Below are 15293 nucleotides of genomic sequence, written 5' to 3' on the forward strand. Positions count from 1 at the left end.
AACCGCCGGCCGCCAGCCGCCGTCTCAACCGGCGATACTGTCGTACCCGTAATAACCGCCCTGATAGCCCGAGCCGAGGAACGCCCCTTCCTGCGGCACGTCGGTCAGCAGCACGCCTTTGAGCGGCACGCCGCCGTTGCGCAGCCGCTTGGCCGTCTCCATGACCTCGTTGAGCGGATGGCGGCCGTGGCGCACCACCAGCAACGTCGTGCCCGCGTACTTGCCGATCAACGTCGAGTCGGTCACCGCGAGAACCGGTGGCGTATCGACGATCACGAGGTCGTAGTGCGACTTCAGTTCTTCGAGCATCGTTTCGAAGCGCTTGCTCATCAGCAATTCGGCAGGATGCGAGGGCAGCGTGCCCTTGGCGAGCACGTCGAGACCCGGCAGCACGTCGCGCTGGATCATCGCGCTCAGGTCGCCGCCGCTCAGCACGTCGGACAGACCCGGCTGGTGCGCGACACCGAAATGCGAGTGCACGTCGCCGCGCCGCATATCGCCGTCGATGATCAGCACGCGCTTGTTCGCCGAGGCCACCAGCGCCGCCAGGTTCACCGAGAGGAACGACTTGCCGGAATCGGGCCGCGAGCCGGTGATCATCACCACGTTGTTCTCGGCGTGATCGAGCGAGAGTTGCAGCGAGGTGCGCAGATTGCGCACGCCTTCCACGGCGATGTCTTCCGGCGCCTGCTGCGCGAGCACATGCAGCCCGCGACGGCGCAGCATGACGTTCTCCTGCAGCTTCAACTGGGTCTGGCTGCGCGGCACCACCGCGAACACCGGCACGCCGAGCATGCCTTCGAGTTCGTCCGGCCGCTCCACGCCGCCGTACATGGCGCGCTTGAAGAAGGTCAGCAGAATGCCGAGCACGAGGCCGCCGCCGAGCGCGATCAGGATCGCGATCACGCGCTTCGGACGCACGGGTTCGTCAGGTGCTTCGGCGAAGTCGACCACGCGCACGTTGCCCACCTGGCCCGCTTTCGCCACGCGCAGTTGCTGCGCGCTGTTCAGCAGATTGGTGTACAGCTCCGTGTCGACGTGCACGTCACGCAGCAGACGCAAAGCGGTCTGCTCCGTATCCGGCATCACCGCTACGCTGCGGTTCATGTTCGCCGCGGCGCCTTGCAACGCGGCGATCTGCGCGTCGAGCGCGGCCACCGCCGGGTGATTCGCCGTGAAGCGTTGCGACATCTCCGCGCGTTGCTGCTGCAGATCCATCAGCTTGGTCTTGTTATCGACGATCTGTTGCAGCAACAGGCGGCTTTCTTCGCCCAGGTCGACCGTGCCGTGCGTATTGCGGAACTTGTTGTAGCGTTGCTCGGCGTCGTCGAGTTCCTTGCGCAAGCCCGGCAGTTGCTGATCGAGGAAGGCGAGCATGTGCTCGGCTTCGGTCGAACGGCTCTCCACATCCTGACGCACGAATTCGCGCGCCATGCTGTTGACGATCGCCGCGGTCAAGCCGCTGTCGCCGCCTTCCAGGCTCGCGCGGATCACGCCGGACTGCAACGTGGTTTCCTGCACCACGAGCGCCTTTTGCAGGCGGTCCACCGTGCTCAGCGTCGAGGCGCGCTGCAGTTCGAAACGCGAGCCGGCGGGGCCGACCAGCTTGTCGACGCGCAGTGTGATCGGGCCGTCGGCGGTATCCGTTTCCACGGTCTCGCCCACTTTGCCCGACAGAATCGCGATGCCGTTCTTGTCGCGCAGCACATAAGAACCGTCGGCGCCGGAAACCAGCGTGAAGGTCGTGTCGTACATTTCCTTCGACGTGTCGAACTGCGACACCGAAATGCTCTCGTCACCCCAGGCATAGCCGGACAGGTTGATGAACTGCGGCAACTTGAAGCCCCATTGCCCGTTCACCAACCCCGCAATCATTCCGCCGATGATCGGGAAATAACGCGGCCCAGCCGTGATATCCAGGTGCAGTTTCTTGACGGTTTCTTCCGTGACGAGACGCGACTTCAGCAACTCGATCTCAGCCGCCGTCGAAGGCTTGGTGTCGAACATGCCGGTAAGCGGCGGCAAGGAATCCTTGCCGTTCGCGTTGGCATTGGCCGTCTTGTCCTCGACGTGGAACAGGACATCCGCGCGGTAAGTCGGCGGCGCGAGGAAAGCGTACGCGCACCCCAGCGCGAGCGCGATCAGCGTCACCATCACGATCGTGCGCCAACCTCGCACGATCGTACGCAGATAGTCCGACAGATGAAGCTCGTCCGGTCCGGACACGTCGGTGTAGCGGTTTTCGAAGTTGATTGCCATTTTCTTCACCCAACAAAGCCCGGCGGTTCAAGATCACGTTGCACGGTTGTTATTTCGCGAGGACCACACCCGTTACAGCCGCATTGATCGCCGGCAGCAGCAGGTTCAACACACGGTTGAAGCGGACCAGACCGCCTTGACCGACGTACACCACGTCCTTCGGCTGCAGCTCGAACTGGTTGGCTAGCACCATCGACACCGGCGAGGTCGCATCGAGGTGGTACACCTCGGGCTTGTCGCTGGTCGAATTGCGGATCACGAACAGTTGCCGGGCCGCGGCCGTGTTTGAGTCGAAGCTGCCGCTGTCGGAAATCGCCTGCGAAAGCGTCAACGAACCGTTGCGCATCGGCAGGATGGTCGCCGGCTTGTTGACCTCGCCCATCACGTAGACGCCGCTGTCTTCACGCGAAGCCACACGCAGTACGTCGCCCGGTTGCAGATAGATATCCGACGGATTGCGGCCACGCTTGATCAGATCGTCCAGGTTGAGCTGATACGGCACGCCGTTGCGGAGCAACACCACGCGGCTGCGATCCGCATTCGCGCTAAGACCGCCGCTCAAGCTGATCGCGGTCGTGAGCGACATCGGAATGTCGTTGACCGACTGGGCGCCCGGCGTGCGCACTTCACCGTCGACATACACCTGCGCCGCGCGGAACGAGGCCACCCGCACCGTCACTTCCGGCTTCTGATACACCTTGCTCAGACGGCGCGACAGGTCCTTCTGGATCGAGGCGACGTCTTTGCCGGCCACGTGAACGGTGCCTGCATACGGAAACTGCACATCGCCGTTTTCGTCGATCAGGAAGCCAGGTGCGGCATCCGTCGCCTTCGGGTTCTGTGCCGGCTGGCCGAGCGCGGCGGCGAGTTCCGGGTGATCCCACACGACAATCTGCAGCACGTCGCCGGGGCCGACCTTATAAACGGTCGGCTTGCCGAACAGTGCGACCATTTGCGGCGAAAGCGGCGCGGTGCTCTGCGCCTGGCTCATCTTGCGCAGCATCGTGAGGTTGATGTCGGTGATTGGGATCTGTTGCTGCGTGTTCGCTTCGGTACTGAAATCACCACCCGTGTCCTGAATTGCGGCAGGCGTGATCATCCGCTGGCCCGGTGCGATCCCGCATCCGGAAAGCAGTGCTGCAGTAGCGAAAACCAGGAGACTTCCCGTGCGTAAACCAAGCGAGCTCATGATGTTTCCTCCGTGCGCCACGGCGTGTTCCTCGAGAGAGGTAGCGTCTGGCGTTTTGTTAACCACTTAGTAAGCGTTTCGATGCACCAGTCCGGCGACTATCGTCGCGCCGATAATCCGCATGTCGAGTGCGAACGACCAATGTCCCAGGTAATACAAGTCATGTTCCACCCGACGTTCCATCTTCTCGATGCGGTCGGTCTCGCCACGAAAGCCGTTGATCTGTGCCCACCCCGTGATCCCCGGTTTAATCCGGTAGCGATTGATATAGCCCGCGACCACTTTCTGATAGAGGTCGTCGTGCTCGAGTGCATGGGGACGCGGTCCAACGACCGACATGTCGCCAAGCAACACGTTGAAGAATTGCGGCAGTTCGTCAAGACTCGTGCGGCGCAGGAACGCGCCCACTTTAGTGACGCGCGGATCGTTGCGCGTGGCCTGGCTGACGGTGCCTTTTTGCTCGGTATGCAGACGCATCGAGCGGAATTTGTAGATCGTGAATACCTGGCCGTCCGCGCCTTTGCGTTTCTGTTTGAACAGAACCGGACCGCGCGAGGACAGCTTCACTGCGATCGCGATCGCGAACATGACGGGTGCAAGGGCGATCAGCGCCGTCAAGGCGAACAGGCGGTCGAAAATCTCTTTCTTCAGCATGGAGCTCGCCGACAGCGGCGAAGCCACCAGGTTGATCGCTGGCACGCCGAGCAGATCGATCACGCCGCTGCCCTCGAAGAGCGCGAGGCTGCGCACGTCCGGCATGAAGCGGATGTTCACCAGATCGTCGCGGAATTCGCTCACCAGCGAACAGATCAGCGGCTCCTCGCTGAGCGAGAGCATGAGCCACAGTTCGTGTACGTCGTTGGTGCGCATATAGCCGGCCAGCGCATCGACCGTGTCGAAGACCGGCACGCCTGGACTCGTGACCGGAGAGACATCCGGGCGCGCGTTGAATACCGCCGTGGCGCGAAAACCGGTGGTCGGCGCGGCGCCGATCCGGCGAATGATGGCGTCGCACTGCGAGCCGCTGCCGACAATGGCGACCTGATGCAGATTCAGGCCGGCGCTGCGTGCGCGCGCCAGCACGGCATGCGTCATCAGCCGGTACGCGATTAGCAGGCCACCGGTCACTGCCGTCCAGTACGAGAACCACAGACGCGACACGAAGTCGATACGATGCAGCGAATACATCAGCACGAGCGCGCTGCCCTGCACCATCAGCCATGCGAGCGAGACCTGGCCCGCCAGCGCCAGCTTGGAGCGGCCGCGCCATGATTCGTAGACGCCGAACGCCGGAAAGATGGCCAGCGCGAAGGCGGCGGAAAACATCACGAGCGCCCAATAGAACCCGGATTGAGCGAGGTAATCAAAACGGATCTGCGACGCCACCGCCGCACCCGCCAACACCAATGCAACATCAAAAACTCGCGCGAGCAAATCCTGAAACTTGCGCATTTTGGTCACCTCGTTCTTGCCGTTCTTGTCTGCAGTTGAATCCGGCGTGCTGTTTAGGAGCAGCGGCCGTAGTTGTCGTTGAACCTCACAATGTCGTCCTCACCGAGATAGGTGCCTGACTGGATTTCAATGATTTCGAGCGGCACCTTTCCCGGGTTTTCGAGCCGGTGGCGGGTGCCGAGCGGAATGTAGGTCGATTCGTTCTCACTCAACAGGAACTGCTCTTCACCGCGCGTGACAAGCGCCGTGCCACGCACGACGACCCAGTGTTCAGCGCGGTGGTGATGCAATTGCAACGACAGTTGCGCACCGGGCGTCACGACGATGCGCTTGACCTGGAAACGCTCGCCATGGTCGATCGAATCGTAGAAACCCCAAGGGCGGCGCACCTTGCGATGCGCGTCGGCCTCCGGCGCGTGCTGCGCCTTGATACGCGACACCAGACCCTTCACGTCCTGCACGTGCGAGCGGTCGACCACCAGCACCGCGTCGGCGGTCTCGACCACGACGACGTTAGTGGTGCCCACGCAGGCGACGAGGCGCCCTTCCGAATGCGCGTAGCTCGATACCGCGCCTTCGAACGTCACGCGGCCGCGTCCGGCGTTACCGTTGGCGTCCTTTTCCATTGCGGCCCACACGGCGTCCCAGGAACCCAGGTCCGACCAGCCGGCATTCAACCCGACCACGACGCCGGCCGGGTGCGCCGGCGCGTTCGCGGCCACGTCATCTGTCGAGTCCGCTTCGGCCGTCTCGGTCAGGCGCTCCATCACTGCGTAGTCGATCGAATTCGCGGGCGCACTGAGGAACGCGTCGACCAACGGCCGGAAATACGCGCCATCCTGGTGCCCGCCGGTGAATGCGCGTTCACAGGCCGCGTGCATTTCGGGTTGCAAACGCTTCAACGTATCGAGCCACACGCTCGCCCGGACAATGAAGATGCCGCTGTTCCACCAATACATGCCCGCCGCGACGTACTTCGCCGCGAGTTCTTCTGCCGGCTTTTCGACGAAACCGTCGATCGCATGGCCGCCGCCCGCCAACTCCGCGCCGATGCGGATATAACCGAAGCCGGTGTCGGGGCGCGTGGGCGGCACGCCCAGCGTCGCGATCGAGCCCTGTTCCGCGTAACGCGCTGCCAGTTCGAGCGCGGCCTGCAACGCGGGCACGTCGGCGATCGAGTGATCCGCCGGCATGACGACGAGAATCGCGTCGCCACCGTCCGCGCACGCCAGCGATGCCGCCAGCGTCAGCGCGGGCGCCGTATCGCGTCGCGCCGGCTCGACAATAAGACGAGCGTCGACGCCATTTTCATGAAGTTGTTCGGCGATCACGAAGCGATGTTCCTCGCCGCACACGATGATCGGCGACGCCTCCACTTTCCAGCCCGCGGGAAACCCGTCCATGCGCCGCGCGGTGGCTTGCAGCAGCGAGTCGGAACCGACCACGTCGATCAGTTGCTTCGGAAAGTTTTCGCGCGACACCGGCCACAGCCGCGTGCCTGAACCGCCCGCCAGAATGACCGGGACGATGCGCGCGCAACGCCCGTGCGCCACTGCGGCACCCGCACCGTTAGGTTCGACCGACACGGCGCTCACAACTCCCTGAGTCAACATATTCGCATTCCTTATAATTCTCAAAGATCGGCGGAAATTCGGACCGGATGCCGTATTGCCACACGGCCCCCGGCTGGCCCCGTCGCGCTATTCGCCGACCAGTCGGCGGCTTTGAATCCGAAACTCGGTTGGCGAAATTCTCATCCGCTTGCGGAACACCTTCGCCAGGCGGTCGCCATTGCCCATGCCGGTGCGCCGCGCGATCTTGTCGACCGGCAATTCGGATTCGGTCAACAGGCTGCAGGTCACCGCCAGACGCTCGTGCAACAGAAAACTCGAGGGCGTAATACCCATTTCCATCTTGAAGCGGCGCAGAAAGTTGCGCTCGCTCATCGCGGCGAACTGCGCGGCGTCGGCAATCGAAATCGCCTGCTGGCAATTCTCCTGAAGCCAGCGAGCGGCCGCGCGCACCTTGTCGCCAGGGCTCAGTCCGCCGTCTTCACCGAGCAGCGGCGCGAGATTCGAGCACGAATCGGCCAGCAGGCGCTCGGCAACCGTGCGCGCCGTGGCGCTGCCCAGATCGCGCTTGATCATGGCGAGCGCGCTTCTCATCGATTCGAGGCGATCGCCCGCGTCGGCACCCTGTTCAGGCTGGCGCGCCTGCGCGGACTGTCCATTCAGGTCGGCGCTGTCCTTGCTGTCCTTGTTCTCGGGCACGTACGCAGCGTCGAGCAGCGCCCGGCCTTCCGCGATCGGCCGGATCATGCCGGTGTTGCGGCGCACGCGACGCAGCCAGGCAATCAGCCGCTCGTCGCTCGCGGCGGCGAATGCGCCTTTACCGCCCGCCACATACAACGCATCGAAACCGCCGTAATGCCGTGCGTCGAGTCCGTCTGTCCACACCCGCAGCGCGGACGACGAAGTCACCATGCCGCCGTCGGCCGACAGGAACGAAACGTCGTATAACCAGCCGCCCGAACCGGACGAAGCCATTTCATTCGCAGCCTGGAACACCTCGGCAACAACCCCTGCTCCTTGCAGCGAGCAGTCGTTGAACATCAGTATCGCGATGCGACGCATACCCTTGTTCGGAGCGTGCACCCAGCGCAGCATTGCAGACTCGAGACTCGCGCAGGTCATAGTCATCCTCTCACCAGAAAACGGATCTACTTATCACTTCAGGCGGCCACAGAGAGGCCTCCTCTGTGCAGCGCATCATAGTCACCGCCAATCAAGCATTTAGCCGCCATGACCGAAAGCGCGTACATGTTGGCGTATTGACAGGGTGACCACCCAGGGATTTTCGGAACAACCCCGCTACCGCTGTCTTTTCAACGAATTAATTGCCGATTCCACATATGAATGAATTGGCATTCTGCGAATGTTAATGCAAATAAAACCGCGATTTCGTTCGGCACCGCACACACGGCGACTACTCGAAAAAGGCCGACTTACCATTCGAACCATCCATCACCAAACCGATTTGAAGTGACTTTTTCCCGCCGCAACGTCAGAATGAGCGCAGCCGGCTTCGCTATACCGGCACCTGCTCTGCGGCAACGCCAGACTGGCTATCTTCTGACGATAAATCGTCGGAGTGGCAATAAGTAAAACGAACATCCAATATAAGCACTTGAAGGCGCGACAAAATTATTTAATTGGTTGTTATTGGATCGCGTGAATATAAAGCTGGCGATTAATGTTTCAAACGTGAAACACCGGAATAAGACAACTTTAGACCGCGCGGCAATAGACGGGCCAGTGGCGGAATCTGTCGAGTGGGAAGCGGGCCATTTCCGCCAGGGGTTTGCGGAAATACACTATGCGGTTTCCGCAACACATTGCCTGAAGAGGTGCCGCAAGGCGGGTCTGACCTGGTGAACTAGCAAATGGGCGACGCGTTTGTCGTCTGGGGGTAGTACAGCGAACGACACGGGGAACACATGTCGAATGTACGCGAACAGCGCGCGCTGCGAAAGCGCGCCGGCGGCTTGTCCGCCGAGCGTAGAGGACTGCGCATCAGCATGGTCGCCTCGGTGGCGGCTTCCATCTTGCTCGGCGTTTCAACGTTTCGATGCGCGGCGGCAGAAGCCGCACCGCAAGCGAATGGTGTGAGCAATGCCGAGTTCTCCGCGGACGGCAGAAAGTGGACACCGTGCGCGGCCGAATACGGCACCTGTCGGTTCAGTGGCACGCGCGACGTGCTATATGGCACGCCGCAACAGCATGTCGTCAAGACGTTCTCGAATAGCGCCGAATGCAACAACGGCGTATTCGGCGATCCGGCGCCCGGTGTCGAGAAGCGCTGTGCAATGGCGCCCACCGCAGCGGGCAGCACGCTCGTGCCTGCCACGAAGCCTGCCATCAATAGCGACATGGCATCGAGCGCCGCAGCGCAATCCGCCACACCCTCCGATCTGAAGGCGCCGCCCGGCGAGGGCTTGCGTTGCTCGGCGCCTTCGTCACAAGTACCCGCGAGCGCGAACGGCGATGTGCTCGAAGCCGACACGCCCAGCGACGGCACACGTCTGTTCGCCGTGGCGAAACCATTCGCGCTGGTTTTCACCTCACGCCCCAAGCAAAGCGACACGCTCAACTGGCAAATACGCGACGCGTGGAATGTCGTGCGCGCCAGTGGACGCTTCCCCGTTGCGGCCGGCGCGACCCTGTCCACGCTCAGTTGCGCCTCCAGCGTCGCGGGCTACTTCGCGGTATCCGCGTCACTGGAGCGTGCGCATGGCCAGCTCGAATCACGCGGCACACGTCCCGCAGGCATCGCGACGTTCGGCGTCTTGCCCGATCCCTCCGCGGCGTTACCCTCCGTCCGTTTTCCGTATGAAGATCTGCACCGCTTCGGCGGGCAGGGCGCCGCCTATCTCGCACCCGGCCAGCACTGCTGCGACGGCGACGGCTACCGGCCGGTCTACACCGCGCTCGGTCTGACGTGGGTCAACGACAATCGCAACTGGTATATGGAAGAGCCGAAAAAAACCGGCACATTCGACCCCGCGTCCAAACAGCTCACACCGTTCTTCCGGCGCGGCGACCTCTTGCGATTGATCCAGCTCGACGGCATTCCCCAGTGGGCGAGTCCGACCGGCAAAGAGACGCACAGCTATGTGCCGACTTCGCTTGCGCAGATGAAGGACTACATGGCCAAAGTCGGCGCCGAATCGAATCGCGTTCGCACGACTTACTTTCCCAAACAGCGCGACAACTACTATCAGGTGACATGGGAGCCGGACGCCGACGGCGGTCTGCCGTGGCGCGACACCGACGCGAATTTCGTCGCCATGTACAAGGCGGTCTGGGAAGGGATCCATCAGACGGATCCGCATGCGGTGGTGATGGGACTGACCTATTCCTCGGTGCAGGGCAATGTCACGTGGATGCGCAAACTCGGTCCGCTTGGAATCGGCCGCTATATGGATGGCATGACGATTCACGGCTATTACGACATCGGCACGACGCCCTCGCATCCACCCGAACGGGTTGCGGACACCGGCAATCAGGGCACGGTGCCGGGCGCGCTGCCTGCTGCAATGCGGGCGCTGCGCCACGAGATGCGTCAATACCTGAAACCTGGCGCGCCTTTGTTCGTCACCGAAACCGGCATCAGCTACGACATCGGCCAATCGTATGGCAAGAACTATCCCGGCGCGAACGTGTTGTATGCCCAGGCGGCGGTAACGGCGCGCACGCATCTGATCCTGCTAGGCGAAGGCGCCGACATGACCTACGTGTTCTATCTGGCGGATATGCCGGACGCCGCGCCAGGCTACGGCATTTTCTTCGAACTCGATCATCCGACCGGCGCTTACGGTCCGACTCGCATCAGCCCGAAGCCCGCGGCGCTCGCGGTGGCGGCGATGACGCGCATCATCGACGGTACTGTGACGCTCGGCCCGCTCAAGGGCGTGCCCAAAGGCGTCTACGCGTACGCGTTCCGCCGGCTCGGCGGCGGCAAGATCGTGACCGCGCTGTGGACGCATGACAACGACGCATGGAGCGCGAAAACCGGTTTCGACGCGAGCCGGAGCGTGGACTATCGGCTGCGGGTCGATGCGCCGGGCACCACGGGCGAAGTGACGGTGTTCGACATGATGGGCAACGCGACGGCGTTGCCGTATCGCGACGGCGTGGCGAGCCTGAAACTCTCGCCCGCGCCCGTCTATGTCGTCTCCGGCAACGCCGACGTCTTCAGGGAAGCGGTGACGACACCCGAGGGTTACGTGGCGCGCTAGCGGCGCGATGTGACGATACTTCGGCGTGATGTGACAGGCTCTGCGGCGACTGGCGCACATAGCATGCAGACGGGGGCACGTTAGCATGCCTATCAACACGCTGGAGCCGAACGCCGGAGCCGAAACATGAGCGGCCTTGCATGGACGATGCTGGTACTGGCCGCAATGATCGGCGCGTTTCTCTTCGCGACGATCGGCGCGATTCTGCTCGCTCTTTTTCTGGCGAGCGTGTCGCGCCAGCTCACACGGAACGATGACCATCATCGCGACTACTAGCGAATCGTGACGAACGCTCGATACGCTGCGGGATCACGCTGATCGGACACGTTCGAGCGGCGCAAAAAAACCGGGGGAAATGACATGCTGACCGAGATCGATTTTCTGGACGTAGTCCGTCTCACACCGCTGGTCGCATTCGATCTGATCGTCAGCGACGCCCAAGGGCGCGTGCTGATCGGCCGCCGCCGCAATCGCCCGGCCCGTGGCACCTGGTTCGTTCCCGGCGGCCGCATTCACAAAGACGAAACACTCGACGCGGCATTCGCGCGCATCGCCGACGCCGAGCTCGGCATAGCGAATCTGGCGCGCTCGACGGCGCGCTTCGAAGGCGTGTTCGAACATCACTACAGCGACAACTTCGCGGGCGAGCCGGACGTATCGACTCATTACATCGTGCTGGCCTATGCGCTGACGCTCGCGGCCACGGCGCCCCTCGGACGGCCCGAGCAGCACAGCGAATATGTGTGGCTTACGCCGTCGGAACTGCTCGCGCGCGCGGACGTCCACGACAACACCAAAGCCTATTTCCGCTAACGCGCGCGCAAGCAGACGCGCGGGCACGATTCCGTGCCGGGCCGCATTCTGTCGCCGACTGTGAGTTCGGCAACGTGGCCGCCAGAGCCGCTACAGTATGATTCGAGCTCACCGTCAGGGCTCGAATCACTATGCGATCATCGGCAACCCGGCTCGTTCGCGATTCCATCATTGCGTGTCTCGCGCTGCTCTTCTTCGCCTGCCTTCCAGCCTCCGCACGCGCGGCCGACTGTGGCGCCGGCACGCTGGTCACCGTGGTCGCACACCTCGACGACGATCTGCTATTCGTGGACCCCGCCATCAGCGAGCGTCTCGATGCGGGATGGTGCATCACCACCGTCCATCTGATCGGCGGCGCCAATGGCGCGGACTTCGCTTATGTTCAAACCCGCGAACGGGCTTCACGGCTCGCCTATGCGCGCATGGCAGGCGTGCCCGACGAGTGGCTCGAGTCCAACGTGACGATCGCCGGCAAGCTCGTGCATCAGATGGTGCTGAAAGCGAGGCCGCAAGTGCGCCTGCTGGAGCTGCGCCTGCCCGGCGGCGCCGTGCGCGGCGGCCGCGTGCCACTCGGTCTGCTGTGGGAACAACACGCCACGCTCTCGACTTATCCGATGAACGCGGACGGCTCCGTGCGGGTGAAGTACGATCGCGATGCCTTGTCGGCCACATTGAAAGCGATACTCGCGCCGGCCACGCTGATCTATACGCTCAACCCGGATACCGTGCCGTTCATCGAGCATCCCGATCACATCCTCTCCGCGCGCATTACTCGCCACGTCGCCCAGACGCTCGGCAAAGGCGTGCCGATCGTCTACCACGTCACCTATCCGACCGGCAGCTGGCCGGGCAATCTGCCGGCCGCCGAAGTGCAGCGCAAGCGCGACATCGTCGCCAGCTATTTTTCGATCGACGGCAGCGAGTCGTCGCATGTATTCGGTGAATTTCAGTGGGACGGCAACTGGATTTCGCGCCGCTATGCCTTTGCCGACCGTACCGATCGCCGCGTGCCGGACTTCGTGTCGCATCCGGTTCAGCTCTTCAATGCGGCGGCCAGCCGCTGTCTGAGCTCGGCTGGGCCCGGCCGTGCGCCAACGCTCGCGGCGTGCACGGACTCGCCGGCCCAGCAATGGCGCTGGGATCCGTTGAGCGTCTATCCGGGCAATACGCGCAACGCCGCGCTCGTGAGCGTCGCGACTTCGCAATGCATCGCCGAACGCGACGGCTATCTGATCGCGGAGACTTGCGATCAATGGGACGTGGCGCAGCGCTGGACCCCGTGGGATTTCGGCCTCGTCTATACGCCGATGCGGCATTGCCTCGGCGAAAACGACGGCAAGCTGACCATGCGCGGCTGTACCGCGCTCACCACGCGCTATCGTTGGGCCACCACACAACACACGCAGGCGAACGACCTGCGGCTCGCCACCGTGATGGCGGGCGATATCGCCGGCTCGGGCGAGCAGTCCGCGGTGTATGTCCAGCGGCAACACGACGGCCCAGGTTTCAACGTGTATGCGGCCTCGCTCGCCAAGGTGTCGCCGCCCGCGCTGTGGTACGCGAGCGTCGTCCCGTTCGATCCGCGCGCCACCGCGGCAAGTTGCGCCGGCGACAAACTGTGCTTCGACAGCGTGCGCTTTCTGCTCGGCGATTTCGACGGCGACGGCAAGGCGGATCTGATGATCGTCGCGGCGCGCCAGGGCGGCACCGCCTTCTGGTTGCTTCGCAGTGCTGGCGACCACTTCGAGGCGCCGCGCCTCTGGCTGCAAACCAGCAATGCGTTCAGGCCGGAACTGACGCAGCAATATGTGGCTGGAGACCTCACCTCATCGGGGCGGGCCAGCGTGCTGATCGCGCAAAAACGGGCCGACCGCGGACTTGATCTATGGGTCGCGTCGGCGCAAGGAGCAGGAGCCTCGGTGGCGTCAGCGCCGGCGCTCTGGGCACAGGCCAGGAACCTGCCGCAGAACGTCAATCTGCTGGTGCGTGAGACAGCCGGCTCGCGCGCCTCGCTGATCGCGGTCGACGGGGCAAACGGACGCCTCGCGCTCACTTCCATCGCCAATGAAGGTGCGCGCTTGAGCGTCGGCGAGCGCAACGTCTTGCCGGCGAGTTTCGTCCCCGGCTTCGTGAAAGTGACAATGGGCGCCGTGCGTGGCCGCGACAGCAACACGCTGATCCTGCTAACGCCGCATCTCGACGAGACGAGCGAGGAAGCCATGATCGATGTCGCCACGCTCGACGTGAGCGGCGCAGCAAGTTCGCCGGTGCGGGCGGCGACATTGCACGACATGTCGTGGTCGGATGTCTTTCCGGCTTTCGTGCGCGACAAGCAGGGGCCCGCACTGGTGCTGTTTCGCCGGACCGACGCCACCCTCGGCGATTTCTATTTCACCGGCGGAGCGCCGGCGTTGTCGCGCTATCCATCAGGAAACGGACTCGCGTTGGGCGAAGCTCAGGAATTCGGCAACCTGCCGGGGCTTTTCTCGGAGACAGTGCGAATCGACCGGCTCGCGCAATAGCATGCGAGCCGGCCGGTCCGATTGGCGTCAGGCCGAAACCTGGAGCGGTTGAACGAACTTCCGCGCGATCGTCATGTAACGATCCGCCGTGTCGTGCAGCGTGTAGCCGGCCAGTTGCCGGTTCGCGCGCGGTGTGCCGAGCGCGCTCAGCAATGCGCCGCCGTAGGCTTCCGGGTCGGTCGTATCGACGAGGTTGACGCCGGCAAATGCGCTCGCAAAGCCAAAAGACGGAATCCGGCTCGCCACGACAGGAATACCCGAGGCAAGCGCCTCGAGAAAACCGATGCTCTGCGCTTCGAAACGCGACGGCATCGCGAAGACACGCGAGGCGCGCAGCAGCGCGGCCACGTCGGAACGCGGTCCGTTCACCGTCACCTTGCTTTCCAGACCCAGCTGACGGACGAGCGACAGGACCGCACGGTGATAGTCGAGGTCTTCGACGACACCACACAGCAAGAGGCGCGCATCCGGTTCCGATTGCAGCACGCGTTCGAACGCGCGGATCGTGTCGAGCTGGCTCTTGCCTTCGATATACCGGCCAAGCTGGACGATCTGCTTCGGGTGCGCGTCGATATCCGGCGCGCCCGCGTCGCTGGCCTCGGCGAACAGCTGGGCATCCACGCCGTTCGGAATCACGACCATGGACGGATGGCGGCCGATCTCGCGGAGGTAATCGTCGATATTCTGCTGCGACACGCCGATGATCGCCCGCGCCCGTCGCGAGAGCAGGCGCTCGGCCCGCTTGAGCGCGCCGTTTTCGAAGTCGTTGACGCCGGAATGCATGACCCAGGCAATCGGCGTATTCACCGGCAGAAGACGCACATACAGTGCGGCAAGCGTTGCGTGAGCCACGATGAAGTCGGGGCGAAAGCGCCGCACCACGCGATACAGGTACAGCAACTTGCCTACCCTGCCGTAGCGCACATCGGGAAACAGACAGGTGACGCCCGCCGCCTGAAGCTCGGCGTGAATGTCGGCAAAGTCGTCCTGCTGCGGAAGCAGCGATGTCATGCAGACTTCATGGCCACCGCGCTGATGGTGAATGGCCAGCCCTTTTACGAGTACTTCTGCCCCGGACAATCGCGGTGCATGAACCAGTTGAAGAATCCTCACGATTGATCTCTCAGCCTTAACTGCCTTTTTGCGCAGCGGACGGGATGCCGCCCCCGTTATTGCAGACCCCAAATAACGTCGGCACCCATCTTCGTGTATGGCGCGCTCCTTTTTGCGGAGCGCACCAATGTCTCCGTAAAACAGCGAC

10 protein-coding genes are annotated in these 15293 nt (G+C 63.1%); 4 read left to right on the forward strand and 6 right to left on the reverse strand.

Translation table 11 applies throughout. From position 1 onward, the window contains the following. Positions 1–24: 24 nt before the first annotated feature. From P0D70_RS21220 to P0D70_RS21240, 5 genes are all read right to left on the reverse strand, one after another. A complete protein-coding gene (locus P0D70_RS21220; protein ID WP_091796602.1) occupies positions 25–2259 on the reverse strand; it encodes a polysaccharide biosynthesis tyrosine autokinase in 2235 nt (744 codons plus the stop codon). Positions 2260–2308: 49 nt separating this feature from the next. After that, entirely contained in the window at positions 2309–3448 is a 1140-nt protein-coding gene (locus P0D70_RS21225; RefSeq protein WP_408185936.1) for a polysaccharide biosynthesis/export family protein, read from the reverse strand. 66 nt (positions 3449–3514) lie between these two features. Continuing rightward, a complete protein-coding gene (locus P0D70_RS21230; protein WP_408185937.1) occupies positions 3515–4900 on the reverse strand; it encodes an undecaprenyl-phosphate glucose phosphotransferase in 1386 nt (461 codons plus the stop codon). A gap of 53 nt (positions 4901–4953) precedes the next feature. Then, entirely contained in the window at positions 4954–6513 is a 1560-nt protein-coding gene (locus tag P0D70_RS21235; protein WP_408185938.1) for a mannose-1-phosphate guanylyltransferase/mannose-6-phosphate isomerase, read from the reverse strand. Positions 6514–6600: 87 nt separating this feature from the next. Beyond that, on the reverse strand, positions 6601–7593 hold the full coding sequence (locus P0D70_RS21240; RefSeq protein WP_091796606.1) for a helix-turn-helix domain-containing protein: 993 nt from the start codon (positions 7591–7593) through the stop codon (positions 6601–6603). 803 nt (positions 7594–8396) lie between these two features. On the opposite strand from P0D70_RS21240, the gene P0D70_RS21245 reads away from it, so the two are divergent. The 4 genes from P0D70_RS21245 (at position 8397) to P0D70_RS21260 (ending at position 14032) form a co-directional block, all read left to right on the forward strand. After that, positions 8397–10697: a hypothetical protein gene (locus P0D70_RS21245; protein WP_408185939.1), complete on the forward strand. Its 2301-nt coding sequence runs from the start codon at positions 8397–8399 to the stop codon at positions 10695–10697. A 126-nt stretch (positions 10698–10823) separates the two neighbouring features. Next, positions 10824–10973 carry a hypothetical protein gene (locus P0D70_RS21250; RefSeq protein ID WP_177205023.1) on the forward strand — a complete coding sequence of 50 codons (150 nt, stop codon included), beginning with the start codon at positions 10824–10826 and terminating at the stop codon, positions 10971–10973. 84 nt (positions 10974–11057) lie between these two features. Then, positions 11058–11510, forward strand: coding sequence for a GDP-mannose mannosyl hydrolase (locus P0D70_RS21255; RefSeq protein ID WP_408185940.1), 453 nt, complete (start codon positions 11058–11060; stop codon positions 11508–11510). 131 nt (positions 11511–11641) lie between these two features. Beyond that, on the forward strand, positions 11642–14032 hold the full coding sequence (locus tag P0D70_RS21260; protein ID WP_408185941.1) for an RICIN domain-containing protein: 2391 nt from the start codon (positions 11642–11644) through the stop codon (positions 14030–14032). 27 nt (positions 14033–14059) lie between these two features. Here the strand turns inward: P0D70_RS21260 and P0D70_RS21265 are convergent, their stop codons facing one another. Continuing rightward, positions 14060–15145 (reverse strand): glycosyltransferase family 4 protein, encoded by a 1086-nt coding sequence (locus P0D70_RS21265; RefSeq protein ID WP_091796610.1) that lies wholly within the window; start codon positions 15143–15145, stop codon positions 14060–14062. Positions 15146–15293: the final 148 nt, after the last annotated feature.

It is taken from the genome of Paraburkholderia sp. RL17-381-BIF-C (assembly GCF_046026435.1).
GTDB lineage: Bacteria > Pseudomonadota > Gammaproteobacteria > Burkholderiales > Burkholderiaceae > Paraburkholderia.